17 protein-coding genes are annotated in these 22519 nt (G+C 37.3%); 4 read left to right on the forward strand and 13 right to left on the reverse strand.

What is annotated here, in order from left to right:
• Window positions 1-99 precede the first annotated feature (99 nt).
• The 9 genes from ABXZ36_RS13015 to ABXZ36_RS13055 all read right to left on the reverse strand — a co-directional run bounded on the left by ABXZ36_RS13015 (window position 100) and on the right by ABXZ36_RS13055 (window position 12055).
• The gene (locus ABXZ36_RS13015) at window positions 100-1077 is read right to left on the reverse strand and encodes a YpdA family putative bacillithiol disulfide reductase (RefSeq protein WP_354616112.1); all 978 of its coding nucleotides are present in this window, start codon (window positions 1075-1077) and stop codon (window positions 100-102) included.
• A 2-nt stretch (window positions 1078-1079) separates the two neighbouring features.
• Window positions 1080-1739 carry a ribulose-phosphate 3-epimerase gene (gene rpe / locus ABXZ36_RS13020; protein ID WP_354616113.1) on the reverse strand — a complete coding sequence of 220 codons (660 nt, stop codon included), beginning with the start codon at window positions 1737-1739 and terminating at the stop codon, window positions 1080-1082.
• 128 nt (window positions 1740-1867) lie between these two features.
• Window positions 1868-3106 (reverse strand): DEAD/DEAH box helicase, encoded by a 1239-nt coding sequence (locus tag ABXZ36_RS13025; protein ID WP_354616114.1) that lies wholly within the window; start codon window positions 3104-3106, stop codon window positions 1868-1870.
• A gap of 187 nt (window positions 3107-3293) precedes the next feature.
• The gene (locus tag ABXZ36_RS13030) at window positions 3294-5492 is read right to left on the reverse strand and encodes a B12-binding domain-containing radical SAM protein (RefSeq protein ID WP_354616115.1); all 2199 of its coding nucleotides are present in this window, start codon (window positions 5490-5492) and stop codon (window positions 3294-3296) included.
• Window positions 5493-5928: 436 nt separating this feature from the next.
• Window positions 5929-6717 (reverse strand): PhzF family phenazine biosynthesis protein, encoded by a 789-nt coding sequence (locus ABXZ36_RS13035; protein ID WP_354616116.1) that lies wholly within the window; start codon window positions 6715-6717, stop codon window positions 5929-5931.
• Between the two features lie 40 nt (window positions 6718-6757).
• Window positions 6758-9874, reverse strand: coding sequence for a beta propeller repeat protein (locus ABXZ36_RS13040; RefSeq protein ID WP_354616117.1), 3117 nt, complete (start codon window positions 9872-9874; stop codon window positions 6758-6760).
• A 471-nt stretch (window positions 9875-10345) separates the two neighbouring features.
• Window positions 10346-10924, reverse strand: coding sequence for a GNAT family N-acetyltransferase (locus tag ABXZ36_RS13045; RefSeq protein WP_354616118.1), 579 nt, complete (start codon window positions 10922-10924; stop codon window positions 10346-10348).
• Between the two features lie 51 nt (window positions 10925-10975).
• The gene (locus ABXZ36_RS13050) at window positions 10976-11407 is read right to left on the reverse strand and encodes a hypothetical protein (protein WP_354616119.1); all 432 of its coding nucleotides are present in this window, start codon (window positions 11405-11407) and stop codon (window positions 10976-10978) included.
• A 135-nt stretch (window positions 11408-11542) separates the two neighbouring features.
• The gene (locus ABXZ36_RS13055) at window positions 11543-12055 is read right to left on the reverse strand and encodes a lactoylglutathione lyase family protein (protein WP_354616120.1); all 513 of its coding nucleotides are present in this window, start codon (window positions 12053-12055) and stop codon (window positions 11543-11545) included.
• Between the two features lie 122 nt (window positions 12056-12177).
• On the opposite strand from ABXZ36_RS13055, the gene ABXZ36_RS13060 reads away from it, so the two are divergent.
• The gene (locus ABXZ36_RS13060; protein ID WP_354616121.1) at window positions 12178-12492 is read left to right on the forward strand and encodes a winged helix-turn-helix transcriptional regulator; all 315 of its coding nucleotides are present in this window, start codon (window positions 12178-12180) and stop codon (window positions 12490-12492) included.
• Between the two features lie 3 nt (window positions 12493-12495).
• Here ABXZ36_RS13060 and ABXZ36_RS13065 read toward each other — a convergent pair whose 3' ends face one another.
• On the reverse strand, window positions 12496-13758 hold the full coding sequence (locus ABXZ36_RS13065) for an aminotransferase class V-fold PLP-dependent enzyme (RefSeq protein WP_354616122.1): 1263 nt from the start codon (window positions 13756-13758) through the stop codon (window positions 12496-12498).
• Window positions 13759-14086: 328 nt separating this feature from the next.
• Between ABXZ36_RS13065 and ABXZ36_RS13070 the strand changes: the two genes are divergently transcribed.
• On the forward strand, window positions 14087-15391 hold the full coding sequence (locus tag ABXZ36_RS13070) for a serine hydrolase domain-containing protein (protein ID WP_354616123.1): 1305 nt from the start codon (window positions 14087-14089) through the stop codon (window positions 15389-15391).
• 115 nt (window positions 15392-15506) lie between these two features.
• Here the strand turns inward: ABXZ36_RS13070 and rraA are convergent, their stop codons facing one another.
• The 3 genes from rraA to aceB all read right to left on the reverse strand — a co-directional run bounded on the left by rraA (window position 15507) and on the right by aceB (window position 19377).
• Window positions 15507-15986: a ribonuclease E activity regulator RraA gene (rraA, locus tag ABXZ36_RS13075; RefSeq protein WP_354616124.1), complete on the reverse strand. Its 480-nt coding sequence runs from the start codon at window positions 15984-15986 to the stop codon at window positions 15507-15509.
• A gap of 94 nt (window positions 15987-16080) precedes the next feature.
• The gene (locus tag ABXZ36_RS13080; RefSeq protein WP_354616125.1) at window positions 16081-17706 is read right to left on the reverse strand and encodes an isocitrate lyase; all 1626 of its coding nucleotides are present in this window, start codon (window positions 17704-17706) and stop codon (window positions 16081-16083) included.
• 72 nt (window positions 17707-17778) lie between these two features.
• Complete coding sequence (gene aceB / locus ABXZ36_RS13085) at window positions 17779-19377, reverse strand: malate synthase A (RefSeq protein WP_354616126.1); 1599 nt, start codon at window positions 19375-19377, stop codon at window positions 17779-17781.
• Window positions 19378-19494: 117 nt separating this feature from the next.
• Between aceB and ABXZ36_RS13090 the strand changes: the two genes are divergently transcribed.
• On the forward strand, window positions 19495-20973 hold the full coding sequence (locus tag ABXZ36_RS13090) for a helix-turn-helix domain-containing protein (RefSeq protein WP_354616127.1): 1479 nt from the start codon (window positions 19495-19497) through the stop codon (window positions 20971-20973).
• 698 nt (window positions 20974-21671) lie between these two features.
• A complete protein-coding gene (locus ABXZ36_RS13095; RefSeq protein ID WP_354616128.1) occupies window positions 21672-22508 on the forward strand; it encodes a GLPGLI family protein in 837 nt (278 codons plus the stop codon).
• Window positions 22509-22519: the final 11 nt, after the last annotated feature.

Consider the following 22519-nt stretch of genomic DNA (forward strand, 5'->3'; position numbering starts at 1 on the left):
ATTATCCCAAAATAAAAACCCTATTTAGCGTTCAGTTTCTCTACTTCAAAGATCATAATGGACATGAACAATTTTACGATTATGGATAACTAATAATACTTAATTCGCTGCTACTTTCTTGCCAAGAATGGAATTGATGATCATTTTGGCATGGACTCTGGAGTTTTCTATAAACCACTTATGGGTTTCCATACCGCCACAGATGACTCCGGCTAAATACAAACCATTCACATTGGTCTCCATCGTATCTTCATTATAACTGGGTAATTTCTTTTTGTCATCGGAAAGGTGGATGCCTAATTTTTCTAGAAAACTGAAATTGGGCTTATATCCCGTAAGTGCCAACATATAATCATTTTCTATGCTTTTGGTGCCTTCAGGAGTATCAAATACAATACTGTCTTCCTTAATTTCCTTTACATTGGCGTTGTAATAGGCTTTAATACTTCCTTCTTCTATTCTATTGATGATATCGGGACGAACCCAGTATTTTACTCGCTGACCCACTTCTTCGCCTCGTATGATTAAACTTACATCGGCACCTTTTCTATAACATTCCAAAGCAGCATCAACGGCAGAGTTACTAGCGCCTATAACCGCTAACTTTTGATTGGCATAAAAATGGGGTTCCTTATAGTAATGGGATACCTTATCCAAGTTCTCACCGGGAACGTTCATATAATTCGGAATATCGTAGAACCCTGTAGCAATCACTACGGAACCAGCTTTGTACGTTGCCTTATTGGAGATTATTGTAAATATATCCTGATCTCTAGAGATATGATTTACTTTTTCAAAGAGATTGATCTTCAACTTATTGGTGGTTACGATTCTTCTGTAATACTCTAAAGCCTCATCCCTCTTGGGTTTGGCTTCCTTGCTAATAAATGGGATCTCATCTATCTCCAATTTTTCAGAAGAAGAAAAGAACTGCATGGTCATGGGATAGTTATATATAGAGTTGACGATGCATCCTTTCTCGATGATTACATACTCCAACCCTTTTTTCTCCGCTTCCAGGCCGCAGGCTATGCCAATGGGGCCTCCTCCAACAATTATAACATCAATCTGCTTCATTCTTATCCTACAATTTCTTTTAACTCTTTTATGGTTTGGGTAGGGTTACTTGAACTAAACACAAAACTACCAGCCACCAAAACATCGGCTCCGGCGTCTATCAAATCTTTAGCATTATCGGCATTTACGCCCCCATCTATTTCAATAAGGGTATGTGCCTTTTTTCTATGGATCAATTCCTTAAGGGCTTTGATCTTGTCATAGGTATTTTCAATAAAGGATTGTCCGCCAAATCCTGGATTAACACTCATCAAACATACCAAATCAATATCATTAATGGTATCTTCCAATAAATTGATGTTTGTATGAGGGTTAAGGGCAACCCCAGCGGTCATTCCTTCTGCCTTTATGGCCTGTAGTGTTCTATGCAAATGGGTACAAGCCTCATAATGTACTGTTAGATTATTTGCACCCAACTCGGCGAAATCTTTAATAAACCGATCTGGATCAACAATCATTAAATGTACATCTATTGTTTTGTCGGCATATTTGGTGATAGCTTTCAAAACAGGCATCCCAAAAGAGATATTAGGGACAAATACGCCATCCATAATATCGATATGAAACCAATCGGCCTCACTCTTATTAACCATTTCTATGTCTCTTTGTAAATTGGCGAAATCCGCTGCCAATAGGGAAGGGGCAATGATTTTTTTGTCCATATGAAGTAACTACCTAAGTTTTCACAAAGATAATGAATTGTTATGGTACTTAAGAAAGTCCAAATTCTACAACGGATATGGATTGAGAAAGATGTGTAGGTGTTTAATGTTGCTAAATCGGTTCAGATCTACTTATACCAACGTTTCTTGTTCTTTTTGGACGCTACTGATTTTCTTCCCTTTTTATGTTTGCTTCCCTGTTTCTTATGTACTTCGGGTTTTGCCTTGGGATCTAAAGGATAGGGATGGTTGTCTTCTACTTCCAATTGGGTGAACAATAATTTTTGGATACTGGCTAAGTAAGGTTTTTCATCCGCGGAACAAAAAGAATATGATTTACCAGAATGTCCAGCTCTACCTGTCCTTCCAATTCGGTGTACATATGTTTCTGGAACGTTGGGCAGATCAAAATTGATGACGGCGTCTAATTGATCAATATCCAAGCCTCGGGCCGCAACATCCGTAGCAATTAAGATGGCTGCCTCCTTATTCTTAAAATTATTATAGGCTTGTTGGCGTTCACTTTGTGATTTGTCTCCATGCAGACTTTCTGCCTTATAGTTATTTCTGATAAGGGTCTGCTCAAGTTTATCGACTCCAAATTTAGTTCGCCTAAAAATAATGATATTTCCTTTTATGGTATCTCTTAAAAGGTGCAAGCACAATTCAATTTTCTTTGGTTTTGGCACATAGTACAACAGTTGTTGTACGTTTTCGGCTGCTGAGGAAATAGGAGCTGCTTTAACCGTTTCTGGATCCTTTAAAATAGCGCTTGCCAATTGGGTTACCTTATACGGCATAGTTGCCGAAAAGAGCATTACTTGTTTATTCTTAGGGCAAAGGCGTTCTATTTTCTTCACATCATCAATAAAGCCCATATCCAACATTAAGTCGGCCTCATCCAAGACCAAAGTCTCTACATAGTCCAAATTGACTACATCTTGTTTATGAAGGTCCAATAGGCGTCCAGGAGTTGCTACTAGGATATCAACACCTTTTTTAAGACTTTCAATCTGAGGTTCTACAGAGGTGCCACCGAAAACAAGGGCCGTGGTAAGGTTAGTATATTGCGCATACGCTTTGAAGTTATCGGCAATCTGAATAGCCAATTCCCTTGTTGGGCTTATGATCAATGCTTTTGCCGTCTTGGCTTGATTAGTGGCATCTTGTCTGTCATATAATTGCTGTAAAATAGGAAGGGCAAAAGCAGCGGTTTTTCCCGTTCCCGTTTGTGCTGAGACAATAATATCCTTTTTTTCCAAAACCAAAGGGATGGTCATCTCCTGTACGGGAGTTGGTTCATCATAATTCATTTCAGCAATGGCCCGTAGAATAGGTCTGTTCAGTTTAAGGTCTTTAAATGACATAGGATAAAGGATAATGGTCTTAAATAATAAGACAAAGGTAGGTTAAAAAGGACATTCCGAACTGAAATACCAAGTAAGGCCTTACATTTCATAAAGAACATCAAATTGTTCAAAACTAAAATACGCTGCGCCCATTTTTTTAGTCATAAGAGTGGAACTAATAAATTTCGGAAAAAGGCCATCGGATTTAGACCGTTAGCAAACCGGACTCTCTTAAAGATTGCACTGGCTTGGAAAACCAAAATAATTCAAAATCCTCAAAATGGGTTTCAAAATCGGCTTTTATCTGACCAAAAGTAGCAGTGTTTCCAGTATGCACAGAAATTTTCTCTAAAGCATCCAAAAACCATTCCCCTTCTTCTTTAGGAACGGTGATTTCTTTGCTCTCCATTTTCCCATGGAAGGAGAGTTTTAGCAATTCCCAGGTCTGTCCCTTTTTGGATTTGCTGCTTACCGTGGCCATAGGTCTCCCGCCTAACCATATGATTTTTGCATTTGGTCGTACCGAAAATTGCGGTTGTGATTCCAGTGCATGGGAGATATAATTCTTTTCGATGGTGGTTTTGGGGATCTTAAAATCGAACCACTGCTGCAGTGCGAAGTCAAACCCAATCCCGTGCATAAAATTAAAAAGAGATTTTTTGAGGCCGTAGCTAAACTGGTCATGGTCTATCCCCGTTGTATCTGTAAACTGTATGTCGTTATTGGCAAAAGTGATGGGCTGATAATCGGGGATAATGTGGTAATCCTGCGGGTTTAGACCTACAGGACTATGGGCCGTTAAGGCAAATTGATGCCAAAAACCAGATTGAAGAATTCCCACTTCAAACATCTGCCTTACCATTTCAAGGCTGTCCACGGTTTCCTGAACGGTTTGGGTGGGGTAGCCGTACATTAAATAGCAATGGACCATGATTCCCGATTCAGTGAAATTCCGGGTTACCTGTGCCACCTGTTCCACGGTGACCCCTTTTTGGATCAATTTCAACAATCGGTCCGAGGCCACTTCCAATCCACCAGAAACGGCAATACAGCCAGAAGCCTTAAGAAGAATACAGAGATCTTTGCCAAAATTTTTCTCAAACCTAATGTTGGTCCACCAGGTTACGATTAGCTTTCGTTTGATGATTTCCAGGGCCAAGGCACGCATTAGGGCAGGAGGAGCAGCTTCATCCACAAAATGGAACCCCGTTTCCCCTGTTTGTTCAATAAGTTGTTCCATGCGGTCCACCAAAAGTTTCGCGGCAATGGGCTCGTATATTTTTATATAATCCAGGGAGATGTCACAAAAAGTACATTTGCCCCAATAGCAGCCGTGTGCCATGGTCAGCTTGTTCCATCGGCCATCACTCCATAGACTGTGCATGGGATTGGCAATTTCTATGACGGAGATATATTTGTCGAGAGGTAGGTCTGAATAATCTGGAGTCCCTACGTCACTTTGCTTGTAATCAGCTTTTGGTGATAGGTTGTTGTAAAATACCACATCATCCTTTTTTAAAAAGGTCCTCTTTAATATGGTGGTACCATCATTGGATTCTGTATCCACAAAATGTGAAACCAAAAGTTCAATGGGTAGTTCCCCATCATCAAGGGTTATAAAATCAAAGAAATCAAACACCCGTGTATCGGAAACAGATCGGAGTTCCGTGTTGGGAAAACCACCACCCATAGCTATTTTAGTTTTTGGGTATTTTTGTTTGATGAACTGTGCACATCTAAAGGCACTGTATAAATTTCCAGGAAACGGAACCGAAAAACAAACTAGTTTTGGTTTTACTGTTTCAAGGCGTTCTTCTAAAATAGTTAAAGTGATTTTATCTATATGGGTTGGCTCTTTCTGTAGGTGGCCATATAATTCATCAAAGGAGTTGGCGCTTCTTCCCAAGCGTTCTGCATATCTGCTAAACCCGAAATTTTCATCCAAACATTCAACAATAAAATCAGAAAGATCTTCTAGGTATAAGGTGGCTAAATGCTTGGCTTTGTCTTGAACACCCATAGAGCCAAAAGCCCAGTCCATGTCATCTAACTGCTCAAATCTGGATGCTTGGGGTAAAAAATAAGGAGTACAAATCTGTCTGCCAAAAGTGGCATTGTGTCCCTGTAAGAACAAAACGATGGGTTCTATGGTTTGGAGGTACTCTTCTTTTAAGGCATAGATCCGTTGACTGTTGGGACTATTTATTGTTTTATTCGCAGATGCAATTTCAAAGATATCCTGAAGCCCTTTTTTGGAAAACAATTTTAATATTACCTCTATCCCTAAGTCCACCTGAAAGGCACCGATGTTTTTAGTGTTTAGAAATCCTTTTAAATAGGCCGTTGCCGGATAGGGCGTATTCAGCTGGGTAAAAGGAGGCGTAATGAGAAGCAGTTCTTTCAAATAATTCTGATTTTTGTAAAGGAGGACTACGGATAGTCTTTATATCCTCCGTGCAAAAGTAAAGGAAATATTGGAGGTATCGACTGCTTTTATAGGTAGGATTACTTGAGGGAGAAGTAGGGAATAATAAAAAGGCGGGTCAAGAATTAAAATTCAATGAACCGCCTAAAGTAATGAAATTAAGATGTCTTTATTTGGACTTTTTCAGTCGCTTTTCTTCTTTTTTTTCCTTGACAGTTTTAGCAGGCGCTTTTTTGACATTTTTCTTTGAGTCTTGTGATTTTGCCATATTCTGATGAATTAAATATATATATATATATATATATATATAATCTAAGATAGTTACTTTCTAATTAAGTACAGAAGAGATTGTCATTTTTAAATGAATTCTTTTTAACATTGTAAATATTTAATTTAAAAGACCTAAAACTTACTACTAGTTCAAATTAATACTTCCAGTGAGATATAGGGCACACTGACCGCTGATCTCCACCCTGTCTTTTAGGTAGGTACATTTTAAATATCCTTTGCGATCGGAAAGTTGAATTGCAGTCATATCTTTCTTGTCCAATACTTTGGACCAATAGGGCGTTAGGGTGGTATGTGCAGAACCTGTAACCGGATCCTCGTCTATGCCGGATTGAGGGGCAAAAAATCGGGACACAAAATCTACATGTTCTCCCTTGGCTGTTACAATTACTCCTCGAACGGGTAGTTTTGCTATTTCCTCTAAATTTGGTTTCAAAGAACGAATGTCACTTTCCAAATTATAGACCAATAGATAATCTGTTTTGCCTTTAAATGTTGCCGTAGGCGGATAATTAAAGCAGTTGGTAATGGCTTTGGTACGTTCTATTTCTTGGATTGCATCCGTAGGAAAATTTAAAGTCAATAATTGAGAATGCTTTACCACGGTTAATCTCCCACTTCTTGGTGAATGAAATTGAATTTCAGAACCCTTATGCCCTTCATAGTTAAATAAAACAAAGGCTGTGGCCAAGGTAGCATGTCCACAAAGGTCTACTTCTACCTTAGGCGTAAACCACCTAAGTTCATATTGATCTTGTTTTTTGACATAAAATGCTGTTTCTGCAAGGTTGTTTTCCTTGGCAATTTTATGTAACAATTCGTCTTCTAACCAATGATCCAAAGGACAAACCGCGGCTGGATTACCAGCAAATACTTGGTCCGTGAAGGCATCTACTTGATATATTTTTTGTGTCATTAATACATATTGTCTAATCCTTTTTTAAAATTCCCTACCCTTATTCGATCTCAGCTTTCCCTTCACTTTTTAAAGTACTATTTACTTTTGGTAGGTGAAGTTGTAAGGTCTGTTCAAGATCATTCAATAAGCCATCTAATTCCGCAGATAATTCTTTGTAAACGAGATATGCACCATCTGTTGGTTTGGCATCCCCATCTTCCAAACTTCTTCGTAAAGAAGCCAATCTATTATTTAGTTTGATAGGGAAATTTAGCGGATCTTGACCAGATTGGTTTTTTACCTGATAGAGTTCCTCTTCTATTTCTGATATTTTAGATACTAAAGGATCTATGGTGCTTTTAAATTCTGTGGAGCTCAATTCATCAGTATAGGTTTTGAGCTGTTTTTTTATTTTGCGTATGTGAATGACGGCTTCATTTGCTCTACTGGTGTTGTCCTTGATTTTTGTGGACAACTCAAATTGCTCCTGAAGGTCTTCAGCAGTAATGCCTTTAAGATTGGGGTCCATTTTAATGGCGAAATCATAAATCTGTTCTACATCTCCCACGTTCATCCGCACCTTATAATTTCCCAATGGTGCCTTTGGCCCGCGTTGTGGGCTTGCACTCCATATGATCATACCATCAAAAGTGGTTGCACCTGGATACCGTAAATCCCAAGTAAAAGTATTGATGCCCTTAGCCGTAGTGGGTTTAGAGGAGCCTCCTCGTTCCCACCAAGAGATATTTGGGTCTACTTTATATTTTGGCTTATTCCCTGAAAAGGACGAAATAAGTTGATCCTTGGCATCTAATATGTCAATGGTAATGGTGTCTAATTCCGATTTAAGATAGTACTGAATTTGTGCATCATAGATGCCTCTTATGGCATCCGCGGGCTGAAAAAGAACCGCAGTTTGGGTCTTCATGTTGTCTTTGTACTGTCGAAAGGGCTGAATATTGTCCAAAATCCAAAATCCACGGCCATGAGATCCTAGGACCACATCATTGTCTTTTATAACCAAGTCGCGGATGGGAGTGTCTGGTAACTTCAATTGAAGGTTTTGCCATTTGGCACCATCGTTCATGGAGAAATACACCCCGTGTTCTGTGCCTAAAAACAATAGCCCTTGCCTTTTCGGATCTTCCCTCACGGCGCGGGCAAAATGCCCATCAGGGATACCGTTGGTGATTTTAGTCCATGTTTTTCCGTAGTCATGGGTCTTGAATACGTATGGTTGTCTATCATCTACTTGATATCGGTTTGCAGCAACAAATAGTGTTCCAGGACGATGAACAGATTCCTCAATAATACTTACTCTAGAGAATTTAGGAAGGTCCTTTGGGGTGATATCTGCCCAGTTTTTACCGCCGTCTCTGGTAATATGAATTTTTCCATCATCGGAACCAGCCCAAATAGTATTTATATCATGGTTAGAAGGTGCTAGGGCAAAGACCGTAGCGTATATTTCGGGTCCGTTCATATCCATGGTGATTACTCCTCCTGTCTTTCCAAGGGTTGAAGGATCTGCATAGGTGAGATCTGGACTTATCTTTTCCCAGGTCTGACCATCATTAGTCGTTTTCCAAACATATTGGGAACACGTGTACATCACCGTATCATCTTGTGGGGCAAACATAATAGGGAAGGTCCATTGCCATCTTTCCGGAAGGGCACTGGCAGGTTCTCCTGAAAAGAACCTTGGGTATACCTGTATGTCCCTAGATTGTCCATTGCTGCGATCATATCTGGTTAGTAATGCGCCCTGGCTCCCTGCATAAAAAATGTTCGGTTTGCTTGGGTGTTGGGTGATCCATCCACTTTCGCCACCACCAACAGCATAATACCAACCGTGGTTGGGTCCTCTGCCCATCATATGTTCCCATCCGTCGCTTGGTACAGCAATGGTGCTATTGTCCTGTTGTGCCCCGGCCACATGGTAAGGCACATCGCTTGTGGTCATTACATGGTACAATTGTGTGGTAATATAATCCTGTTCTGTCCATGTTTTTCCGCCATTGATCGTAACGTTTCCACCGCCATCATTAGCATTGATCATACGATCTGGGTTGTTTGGGTCTATCCATAGGTCGTGGTTATCCCCATGGGGAACGTCTATGGTTTTATCAAATGTTTTTCCGCCGTCGGTCGACTTATAAAGACCGGTGTTCAATCCATAGACTGTTTCTTTGTCCCACGGATCGGCATAAATTCTAGAATAATAAAATGCTCGTTGGCGTAATTTTCGTTCATCATTAGTGCGTTCCCAAGTCTTTCCTGCATCATCGGAGCGAAAAACACCACCTTCATTGGCCTCTACAATGGCCCAAACCCTATTGGAATCGGCAGGGGAGACGGTTACACCAATTTTGCCCAAAGGTCCTTCGGGCATTCCAGGGTTTTTTGATAGATCGGTCCATGTGTCACCACCGTCTACTGACTTCCACAGTTTACAATCGGGACCACCACCCCACATTTTCCAAGCTTTACGTTGTACCTCCCAAGTGCTGGCGTAGATAATTTTAGGGTTGTTCCTATCTAAGATGAGGTCTACAGCTCCCGCCTTTGGTCCTACATACAATACTTTTTTCCAAGTAATTCCTCCATCGATACTTTTGAAAACACCGCGTTCTTCATTATCTCCGTATGGGTGTCCCAATGCCGCCACATATACAATATTAGGATCGGTAGGGTGTATGCGGATACGGGCAACGGCCTGCGTATCTTTCAATCCCATATGTCGCCATGTTTTTCCTCCATCGGTGGTTTTATAAACCCCATCGCCCTGCGTTATGCTGCCTCTTAACTGTACTTCTCCCATACCGATGTAAACGATATCAGGGTTGGTTTCTGCTACTGCTACAGCCCCAACAGAAGAGCTAGTCACCTGTCCGTCTGTTACCGGGAACCATTCGGTGCCTCCGTCCACAGTTTTCCAAAGTCCACCTCCGGTAGCTCCAAAATAATATTCATTGGGCCTTCCAGGACTTCCTGCTGCACCCAAAGATCGGCCACCACGATAGGGGCCAATATTGCGCCATTCTAATTGTTCATAAAAATCCTTCGGTATGGATGTGTCTGCTTCAGCCGTGCTTTTAACTTTACGCTGGGCAGAGGTAGAAAAAATAGAAAATAAGAAAAGGGTCAAAACTGCGGCTTGGTAAAACGGCTTCATACGTGATGTTTTAGTTTGGTGGTGGACTTCAAAAGTTCTAGGTGTTGAAGATAATAAAATCAATAAAATTGAACACTAAAGAAGGGATAAACAATTTCAGATTAATAAATCTTACTAGGGTCTATGCTTGCTTAATTCTTTGGTATAGTGACCCAAAATTTCATAAAGCCTTGATTTTTTCAATACCTAAGATTATACTATTGTTTGCCAGGAAGAGGTAAAGAAACAATTCTAAATGACCGAAGCTTATAAGATATACCGATTCTGGCCATTTTTAATATAAAACCAACATCCCAAGTAGGGTGAATGATCTTCACTGTGTGCAAAGGAGGGTAGAACTGGCACCACCCCAAAGGATGAATTTAGGAACTGTATGTAGAATTTCTTAGACCGCATATTTTTTTTAAACCAAAATCTATCAAAAATCATAATCACTATATCTTAAGATCCTGAAATAGCTGATTGAAACTTCTATTGATTTATGATAAGATGCTCCCCTTTAATCTGTAGATGATCCAATTGATGACCAAGCAACTTCTTTTTGCCTACGCTAGCAAATCCCATTTTTAGGTATAGTTTTTTTGCGTTGGGGTTATTTTCATTGACAAGTAATCCTAAGGTCTGTTTCTTATTGGCCATGTATTCATTTATCAAATGTTGTAACATTTGGGAACCAACTCCATTTCCTTGTTCGTTGCTTTTAACTGCAATGGTATCAATATAATATTCCCCTTTTTGTGTTTCATCTTCAATATGCAGGTCAGTAGCGTAATGTTGATCAATATATTCCAAAACGGGTTGTCTTAATTGTTCTAAGTCCGAGCCATTATAAAGGTTTGCCACCCCAATAATTTCATCATCACGTTCTGCAACATAACAGTTCTGGTAGGAGTACTGATTATTCCCTCTGTTTAGGAAGTATATTAAAAATTCTTTTGCTTTGGTGTAGTCATTTTCACCTATGAATGTATAGACTATTTTTTCCAAAACCAGCAATAAAATAGGAGCAATGGAATCTACATCATTAGTGGTAGCTTTTCTAATTGTCATTTAAAGTTGGGTATTTTTGAGAATATAAGGTTTACTCAGAAGATTTTATTCCTATTCTGTTCTAAAAAGTTCCAAACCTTTGATCGTTGAAATTTCAGAGCTATAGAAAATTATAGATTCTTTAGTGATTTTATTGGATATGTCCCTAGGTGATTTACGATTAATCCTTGCTTTGGTATTGTTGAAATTCATGGTATGTGTTTCGTCCAAATCATCCTTTTCATTGGTAGTAAAGTAGATGAGACTTTTTTCAGATTTCCATGTTCCTTTACCGTAAAAGTTTTCTTCAGAATAAATATCACAATTAAGGTTGCGGTAGAAATTATATAAAAATGTCCCATCGGGATTCAGTGATAACGTCCATTTAATATTCACTCCAGTGTCAAGTGGTGGATTTAAACCATAAGTACCGGCATTCGAATCTATTTGGGAATGTACTTTAAGGCTACCTGCAAAAAAAATAAATATTAGTAAATATTTCATGCTATTCTTAGGTTGGTTTTGTAGTATTAATGGATCATAAATCATGCCATATCAAGTTACAAAAACAGCAGAATAATCAAAATATCCCAAGATGAAACTCTTGTCCTATTTTCTATAATCATCGTTTATTAATTGTTATTTAGCGTAGGCTCCAGAGGAATAAGTGAGTTCATAGCTGTGGGTGTACACTTCAAATACAATTCCGAAAGGATCTTCGACATAACACATTTTATAGGGCTTATCGTTAGGATAGTACTCTCTGATCGGCATTCTTTGCTTACCTCCGGCAGCCACAATCTTTTCAACTAAATTTTCAATTTTTGGATCTTGAATACAAAAATGGAAAAGTCCGGTATTGAAAGGATTAAATTCAGGGGCCCCCTTAATTCCGTGAGGAAAGGAGAACAATTCTATACCAATGCCGTCCGAAGTGGAAAGGTGTGCGATTTCAAATTCGGTCCAATCTTCACCAAAAACATCAATACACATTTGTCCGATCGCTGTATCCCTTTCTTTTTTGACTGTAGAAGGTTCCATAATGATGTACCAGCCCATCACTTCCGAATAGAATTTTACGGCTTCCTTTATATTGGGTACCGTAATCCCTATATGGGAAAAGGATTTTGGATAATTAGTGTTTAATTTCATAGTGTTCAATTTAAATTTGTTGTTACAAATTTAAATTATATTTGCATTAATGGCAATAACTTACCAAAAAGTAAGATACTTACTTAAAAGAGTAAAATATTGATATTAAGTAATATATAATTATGAAATTGAAAAATGAATATGATTGTCCATTACATTTAACGATGGATCTTATTGGGAATAAATGGAAGCCTCTGTTATTGTTCCATCTATTAAACGGACCATTGAGATCAGGGATTTTGCAAAAAAAGATTCCTGGAATATCGAACAAGATGTTTACCCAAACCGTAAGGGAATTGGAGCGCGATCAACTTTTGAGCAGAAAGGTGTACCCCGTGGTGCCACCCAAGGTGGAATACGAATTAACAGAGACTGGAAAATCGCTAGAAACTATTTTGAGGGATTTAGATGCATGGGGAAAACAGCGGATGCTTTAAAATTTATGTCGCCATTTGCTTCAATGCGCTTACAAATACGTCAAGCTCCTCAGTTGTTGTAAATACATTTGGTGTAATTCTACAACCATGGACATTGGCATATTTAATGGCAACTGTAAAAATTTGATATTCTTCGAGGAGTTTTTTTGCCATAGTTTCAGGTTCTATTCCTTCAATTCCAACATTGGCAATACCGCATGCCCTTTGGGAATCAACAGGTGTATTCACTACTATCCCTTTATGATTTCTCACTTTTTGGGTCCAATATTCCTGTAAATATCGCAATCGGGCTTCTTTTCTGGCCCCACCCAACATATTGTAATAATCTATGGCACTTTCTATGGTTAAATCGTGATATACAGGTATTGTTCCCGTATGGTTTAATCGCGAAATATCACCTGGCTCCCTCTTATCCTCTGCAAAAATTGGCCAAACGGCATCTATATTTTTATCTGCGACATACAATAAGCCTGTGCCCAAGGGAACTGCCAACCATTTATGCAAACTAGAACCATAGAAATCACATTCTAGGTTTTTAATATCAAATTCAAAATGACCCACGCAATGTGCCCCGTCGACCATAACCTTAACACCTTTACTATGTGCCATTTGACAAATCTTTTTTATTGGTAATATTTGGCCTGTTATGTTTATCATATGACATACCATCAACAATTTTGTCTTTGAGGTAATTGCCTTTTCGTAAACCGAAACAATTTCCTCATCAGACTTTGGATGATTGGGTACTGAAATTTCTTTGTTTATTATGCCATATCTATTTGCGACTTGTTCAAACATAACTTTCATGGCCCCATAATCCTGAATGGCATATACAGCTTCATCTCCTGCAACCCAATTCATACCATTTATAATCATATCCAATGATTCTGTTGTATTTCTTGTAATAATGACATTCTTTGAGGTAGATCCAATGATATTGGCAAGTTTTTCCGACATCCGTTTTTTGTTTTCCCATTGAACAGTTCGCATGTAATAAGAACCTTCATAATTAACCATATCTATATTTATATGAAGGGCGTTAAGCGTCGGGGTAGGGATGATGTTGTAATAACCGCTTTCTAGGTTGATATAATCTGGTTTTAGTTGATAATCCTTGCGGACCTTTAACCAAAAATCTTCATTGTAGGCTACTGTGCTTGCTGGTATTTTTGCTATACTATCTAGAGAAATAGCCATAGCGCTTCCATAAAATGGTGCCCCTATTGCGGCTAACGAAATGTTTTTCAGGAAATTACGTTTATTCATTTGGAATCCATTTGAATAAAGATACAGAAATATTAAATGTGTCTTTGGTCAGGAATTTGCCTTATGATTTCTAGAATATTGGGTATAAAATCTAGACATGGCATCCCTTCCTTTTTAAAAAACGTATTTAATAGATTGGTTTATCGTGATCAAAACCGGGAGTAAAGGAGGGAGGTCCCGTATTTTTCTTATTTAATAAACCTCATTATTTAATTCAAAGATTTTTACACAAAAGAAAAATGCATTAAAATCATGTATTTCAACGTTTAATATTGTATATAATCCTATATTCATCTTTTTTTAATCGAAACTAAATTATTGTCGCCCTATGCGCAGATTCAAAATTTTAGTAGTACCTACACTTTTAATTCTTGCGCTTTTTGTTTTAACTTATATTGTTCCAAAATCTAGTTCTACGCCAGAGGCCAGTAAGTCAATTTCTACCATAACACCAATAAAAACTTTAATTAGTCAAAAAGAGGTCCTACAGTATAAATTACATCAACAAGAATTGAGAGATGCCGTTAAAGCCTATTTTGAAAAGGCCATTGCATCGGGTGAAATTGTAGGCGCGGGGGTTAGTATAGTCATGCAAGATTCCATTGTTATTTTAGATGGTTTTGGCAAAAAAAATATTAATCTAAATGATGGTATTGACGGGGAAACTGTTTTTAGATTGGGATCCCTTTCCAAAGGATTTGCAGGAATATTAGCAGCCAATTTAAAGCAAGAGGGTATATTAGATTGGAAAGATAAAGTCAGTGATTATCTACCTGATTTTCAGTTGGGTGATAGAAATAATACAGACAAAGTTACTTTGGCTACTATATTGTCTCACACCTCTGGTACACCCTATCACAGTTACACCAACCTTGTAGAGGCTGGGTTGTCATTAAATGAAATTGCAGGGCGTTTCAAAAAAGTAAATCCTATAAGCAAACCAGGACTCATGTATAGCTACCAGAATGCCATGTTTGCCTTATGTGGGGAAATTATGTACAAAGCTACTGGGCAAAAAATCTCTGCATCATTGGAGAACAGGTTCTTTACGCCTCTAGGCATGTGTTCAACTACTATGGATTATGAGACCTTGGAACATACAGAAAATGTAGCCTTACCGCATTCACAAGGACGCAATAGTTGGAAAACATTACCACTTAACCACAATTATTATAACGCCATTGCGGCAGGCGGTATTAATGCCAATGCCCATGATATGGGAAGATGGATGCGATTTTTACTTGGACATAATCCAGAGTTAATGGATAAGCCTGCTTTAGCGGAAGCTTTTAACCCTTTTGTGGAAATAAAGGGTAACAGTAAATATTATCAGCGTTGGCCTGGTCATTTAAGCTCTTATTACGGCTTTGGTTGGAGAATTCACAAATATAGAGACGATGATTCTAGTCAAGAAAAAACCATTTGGCATCATGGAGGAAGTGTAAACAATTATAGAAATGAAATTGCCGTATTTCCGGAAGCCGATTTAGGTATATGTGTTCTTCTGAACAGTAATTCCAAACTTGCAAGAATAGTGATACCTGACCTGCGAAGGATCGTAAAGGAAATTTATGGAAGATCCACTCCCAAAATAGTTCATAGTTATAGTGCTGATCTTAACCCTAATTTATAAATCTTGTAATCAGTCTCTTTTAATTAGCGTGTATTCGTCTAAAACCGTTAAGTTCTGTCCGACCTATTCGATGCTTAGTATATATACATTGCAGACCATACGCTTTAGTGATATTTTATTTTAATACGTTACGTTCACTCACAAGAATTCCATCTGTATCCACATAGATATAATGCCCTGAAACAAAGGTAACATCGCCGAATTTAACTGGAATATCTATCTCGCCAGTATCGCGCTTATTGCTTTTAACAGGAGACGTATTTAGTGCCCTTATGCCTAAATCCATAGAATTAATAATCTGACTATCGCGAATACTTCCGTTTACGATAATGCCATTCCACTTATTTTGTATTGCCAGTGCAGCTAATTGATCACCTACTAATGCGCAACGTAATGAGGCGCCACCATCTATTACAAGTACTTTTCCTTTGCCGCTAGATTCTAATTGTTTCCGTACTAACGAGTTGTCTTCAAATAACATTAGTGTTGTTATTTCTCCTGAAAAGGCTTTTTTAGTTCCAAATGAACGAAAAATAGGAGCAACACAGCTGAATAGTTCGCCATGCTCATCCCAAAGGTCTGCCGTTGTAAACATAGTTACAATAAATGTTTAAAATTATGATATTTGAAAAGGCAACACTCTTACATGTTGCCCTTTTCAACAAATAACAAATAAAAAATAAAAAAAATTATTTATCCAGAACAAGTTCTCGCTTTGCTACATGTTCATCAATTTCGAATTGATTACTCGTATTCTTCTCTCCTCCAGCTTTTAAGGCTTTGTCTCCTGCAAAAAATGTTTTATGGTCATCACCAAGATTTGAACCCGCCATTCTTTGATGTTTTACACAAGAAACACCTTTTCTAATTTCTTGTCTCTGAACACCTTTAACATAAGCCAACATGCCTTCTTCTCCAAAATATCCTTCGGTTAAATTATTCATATGAAGTGCTGTAGTATGATAGGTTGGTAATGTAATTAAGTGATGGAATACACCGGCATACCTAGCAGCATCAATTTGAAAGGTCCGAATCATTTTGTCTGCACGAAAGCATAATTCTGTAGTATCGTATTCCGCAGCCATTAAATTATTTCTATCGTAAGCTGTCATATTTTCTCCTTCAGCAAGCATTTCTTCAAAAGCTTGATTACGGAAGTTTAATGTCCAGTTAAAAGATGGCGAGTTGTTGTAAACCAATTTAGCATTTGGCATAACTTCTTTTATTCTGTTTACCATATGAGCAATTTGCTGCACATTTGGTGTTGGAGTTTCAATCCATAACAAATCCGCTCCGTTTTGAAGACTAGTGATACAATCCAAAACGACCCTATCTATATTGGAACCATTTTTAAATTTATATAACCCATTGGCTAATCTTACAGGACGCACTAATTTCCCATCCCTTTTTAGCAGAACATCATCTTCTTTTGCATCATATATAGCTATTTCTTCTGCTTCAACAAAGGCTAAATATTTAGAAGCTAAATCTCCAGGTTCTTGACTAACTGGCAATTTTTGGGTTAAACTTGCACCTTCAGAATCTGTTCTTGCTACTATAATGCCGTCATCAACTCCTAACTCTAAGAAAGCATATCTAATTGCATTTAGTTTGGCAATAAAATCTTCATGGGGTACTGTAACTTTGCCATCTTGATGACCACACTGTTTGGCATCAGATACCTGATTTTCAATTTGAATAGCACATGCACCAGCTTGAATCATTTTTTTTGCCAATAAATAAGTTGCTTCTTCATTGCCAAAACCGGCATCGATATCTGCTATAATAGGAACAACATGTGTTTCATAATTATCTATTTGATCTTGTACGTCTTCACCTTTTTCAAGTTTTCTGAATAAATCATTCAGCTCAATAGCATCAGCCTGACGTAAAAAATCATAAATTTCAGCTATGAGCCCAGAAACGGCGGTTTTTTCATGCATAGACTGATCTGGTAGTGGTCCAAATTCTGAACGTAGTGCGGCTACCATCCAACCAGAAAGATACAAGTATTTTTTGCTAGTGGTTTTGTGATGCTTTTTAACGGCTATCATTTTCTGTTGTGCCACAAAACCATGCCAACAACCTAGGGATTGTGTGTATTTGGATGAATCTGCATCATACGCTGCCATATCTTCTCTCATAATGGCTGCTGTATATTTAGCGATATCCAAACCTGTTTTAAAACGATTCTGAATAACCATTCTAGCTGCGTTTTCAGTGCTTATCGTATTCCAAGTTTTTCCGTACTTTTCTTTAAGGTTTCTTACAGTCTGTAATGCAGAACTGTAATTTGATTGTGGTAAATTTTTCATAATTTTGTAATAAGTTATTTATTATTAATAATTAGATCCTGCAGATTGTGTCCGCAATCGCAGGATCGTTTTTTAAATGTATTGATAGGCAGGAAGGGTAAGGAATTCCTCAAATTTTTCTGATAACACTAATTTGTCAAAAAGCTCAAAGGCTACTTTAAACTTGGTGTTATTTATAGTCTCTTCTCCAACTTCGGTAATAATCTTTTCTACTTCATCATCAAATAGTTCCATATAAAGCTCAATAGTGAATTTCCTTCCATCTTCAAGTTTCACCTCATTCTTTAGCCATTGCCATACTTGAGTTCTGGATATCTCAGCCGTTGCGGCATCTTCCATTAGATTATATAGGGCTACAGCTCCATGACCACGCAACCAGGCTTCCGTATATAAAATACCAACATTAATGTTCTTTCTAATTCCGGCTTCGGTAACGGTACCCTTTGGAATCTCAACCAGATCTGCTTGGGAAATTTGAACATCATCCCTTGTTACGTGTAATTGATTTAATGTTGGCATGTACTTGTCAAATTCTGACATGGCAATGGAAACCAAAGCAGGATGGGCCACCCAAGTTCCATCATGGCCATTTGTTACCTCACGCTCCTTATCCTTTCTTACATTTTCTAAAGCGATAGCGTTGGCATTTACATTATTTTTTATTGGAATTTGAGCGGCCATACCACCAATAGCTAGAATGCCACGTTTGTGACAACGTTGAATAACTAGTTTGGAATACGCATCCATAAAAGGTGAGGTCATGGTTACTTGGTCTCGATTTGGCACTACGAAATTCGAATGGTTTCTGAATTTTTTGATGTATGAAAAGATATAGTCCCAACGTCCACAGTTTAAACCAACGATGTGCTCTTTTAATTCATAAATGATTTCATCTAATTGAAAACTCGCCGTAATGGTTTCCACTAAAACAGTGGCTTTAAAAGTGCCTTGAGGAACTTCAAGATAGTCTTGGGCAAAAGTAAATACCTCATTCCACCAACGTGCCTCCAGATAATGCTCTAATTTTGGAAGATAAAAATAGGGAGCAGTATCGTTTTTCATTAAGATCTGGGTATTATGAAATACATACAGACCAAAATCTACCAAGCTCCCTGACGTTTCTTCTTCATTAATTAGGATATGTCTTTCGTTTAAATGTAGCCCCCTTGGCCTAACCATTAAAACAGCCGTTTCTTCGTTGAGGTTATACGATTTACCGCGTATTGAATCTACCAATGAAATGGTTTTATTATTGGCATCAATCAAGTTCTTCTGACCTTCTATAGTGTTGCTCCAGGTAGGGGAATTACTATCCTCTAAATCGGCCATAAATGTTTTGGCGCCAGAATTCAGGGCGTTTATAATCATTTTTCTATCTACTGGACCTGTAATTTCTACACGTCTGTCTTGTAGATCGTGTGGAATAGTAGCAGCTTTCCATTGCTTGTCCCTTAGATTTTTTGTTTCCTTCGGGAATTCTGGAAATTTACCCTCATCAAAGACCTTTTGTTGATTTGCTCGCTTTTCTAAAAGCAGCAATCGTTCAGCATTAAATTTTTCATGAAGTAGGGTAATAAAAGCCAAAGCTTGATCTGTAAGAATTTCTGGATAGTAATTATCTACCTGTCTAGAGAAATTAATTTTGGATTGTTTTAAAAGGGTTTGTGCCATGATGATTTGTTTTATTTGACAATGATAAAAAAAAGATTTATATAAAACAAGCGAACGTTCGCTAAAAAACATTATTCGCGAAAAATAAGTATTCGCAAAAAAGCCTATATTTGTTTTATGGAAGAGGATTATATCAAACTTATATTTGGGTTGAAGCTAAAGCAGATAAGGACTGATAAGAATTTGTCCCTATTTGGATTGTCTAAGCTTTCTGGTTTGTCAAAGTCGTATTTAAACGAAATTGAAAATGGTAAAAAATATCCCAAACCAGATAAAATTGCCTTACTTTCAGATAAACTAGATGTCCCTTATGACCAAATGGTATCTTTAAAGTTAGATAAGAATTTGGCGCCAATTGGTGATTTATTACGATCTAAAATATTAAAGGAAATCCCCCTAGACCTCTTTGGCATTAAAGAAAGTAACTTAATAGATATAGTTGCCAATGCACCTGCCAAGGTGAATGCCTTCATAAGTACCATTATTAAAATTGCCCAACATTACAATTTCAGAAAAGAGAGTTTTTACCTTGCTTCGGTCCGCTCTTTCCAAGAAGCTAATAATAATTATTTTGATGAGTTAGAACAAAGTGTTCTAAAATTTGTTAAAGCGTATCATATAGATCTAAATCAAGAGATTTCTTCCAAGGAATTAGAAGAAATATTGGTAGAAGAATATGGATACATTGTTAAGGGAAATGAATTAAGTAAATATGAAGCTCTAGGTACCTTACGATCTGTATTTGTACCAAAAACAAAAACGTTGTTACTTACAAATGAGATTGACGAGTCACAACGTACCTTTATTTATGCCAAAGAACTAGCTTATAATTATTTAGAGTTTAAAGAGCGTCTTTATACATTTCCTTGGATTAAGTTTGACACATTTGACCAAGTTCTAAATAATTTTTATGCCTCATATTTTGCCGGGGCTTTAATCATACCCAATGCTAAAATAACAGATCGGTTAAATGAAATTTTTGAGAAGGATACTTTTGATACCAAATTATTTCTCAACGCTATAGATACTTTTAATGCATCGCCAGAATCTTTTTATCAGCGTTTAACTAATATCTTACCTAAAGAATTCAACATTCAGAATTTATTTTTTTTAAGGTTTACATATAAAGCTGGTAGTGAAAAATTTCACCTTAAAAAAGAATTGCATTTATCGCATCAACATTCCCCACATGCCAACGAAACTAATGAACACTATTGTAGGCGCTGGGTATCCTTAAAAGTATTGAAAGATTTAAGTGAAAATAAAAAAGACCATGAATTTGATATTCAGATTTCCGATTACCAAAATGATGGTATGAAATATTTGGTATTGTCATCTGCAACTAAAGATCCTTTTAAAGAAAATTATTATAGAAGTATAAGTGTAGGATTACTGATCAATAAACAACTACAACGCAAAATAGCTTTTCTGGCAGATCCCAACATTAAAACTCAGGATGTTGGTGTAACCTGTGAGCGATGTGCTATATCGGGCTGCGCGGAAAGACAAGCCCCTTCGGTCCTTTTGGAGAAAGATGCTAAAAACAAAAAGATAGAAATGATTGTGGACGAATTGAACACTAAGTTTGGTAATTAATTAAGCTGTACAATCGGTTTTCTGCCTTTTAAACCTTACTAACTTTTTTGGATTTTTATAGGTACCCTTAATTTGGTTTAATCCATTTTGCTCCAAAAGCCAATTTTAATATAGAATAATTTGATCTTAAGAGTGCCTGTCTCCCAATTTGGAATTTTTGCTTCTATCATAATATGAGTATAGACACTACCTAATTATGACAAGTACAGTAATAATTTTAATGGTATTACTATTGTTTACTTGGCAGAAGTAAATACATCCAATACCCCATAGGTAGATTGAAATTAAACCTGTAATCTTTGTCCTTTTAGATATTTTATTCATGAAACTGTGTAGTGCTTTACATCCTTACTTTGATGTTGATTCTAAAAGCCAGTTACGCTGACCAATACTAAATTGGTAAAAAATAATGCCTGAAAAATACCATAAATTATAGGTTTAGACGGCAATCTGAGAACTGGTCGGATACTATGTTGGCCCGTCCGAAATATTTTTTTAGTAGTACTCGTTTTTATTTTTGTTAAAGATTAAACTATTGCCTTTTTATGTAGTCAAAGGTTTAAGTATAAAATTGAATTATAACTATTAAGCGTTCAACGTTGATCTTGAATACAATGTTAATGTTTTGATAAACAACAAAAATATGTTTAATGTTTACTTATATTCGATAAACAAATAATTATTTTTAGACACCAGCCATGAAATCAATTCTCTTTACTTTTATTTTCATCCTCACTCTAACAATGTCATCGTTTAGGCCAAATGTCCAAGAATTTCAAGGTCAGGCTTTCTATTTTTCTAAAACGAAAATGGATCTTGGTAATTGGGGAGCAAGAATGAGTGAAGCACAAAAAAAGCAAATGCAAGTTCGTTTAAAGGATAGGTTGGAAAAAACGTATGTGTTAAATTTCAACAAGGAAGAATCTGTATTTAATGAAGAAGACAAACTTGATGCTATATCAGGTGCAACAGATTCTTGGGGAAAGAATTTTTCACAGGGAGAGCAATATAAGAACGTAAAAGAAAATGCCTTGGTGCAAAGTCAGGAATTCTATGGCAAGCAATTTTTGGTAAAGGATAAATTACAAGCTATAGAATGGAAGATGGGATCGGAATCAAGGCAAATAGGACAATACACTTGTTTTAAAGCCACCGCCTCGATACCAACAGCAGAATTAACATGGTATAACTTTTCATGGAATGATCTAAGAGCAGATGCGGAAACCAAAACTGATTCTACTGTTGTAGAAGCAACAGAACCTGAAATAAAATTGACTGAAGTTGAAGCGTGGTATACGCCACAAATCCCCGTGAGTCACGGACCAGGTGAATATTGGGGGCTTCCTGGACTTATTCTAGAAGTAAGTGCAGATAATACAACCATGTTGTGTTCTAAGATAGTTATGAATCCTAAGGAGAAAATTAAGATCGAAGCTCCAGATAAAGGAAAAGAAATAACCAAGAGTTTATATCAAGAGACCATCCAAGGTAAAATGCTGGAAATGAGAAATAATCGAGGAAGAAGAAGAGGTTGATATTCGCTGAT

This window comes from Sediminicola arcticus, from assembly GCF_040566695.1.
Taxonomy (GTDB): domain Bacteria; phylum Bacteroidota; class Bacteroidia; order Flavobacteriales; family Flavobacteriaceae; genus Sediminicola; species Sediminicola arcticus.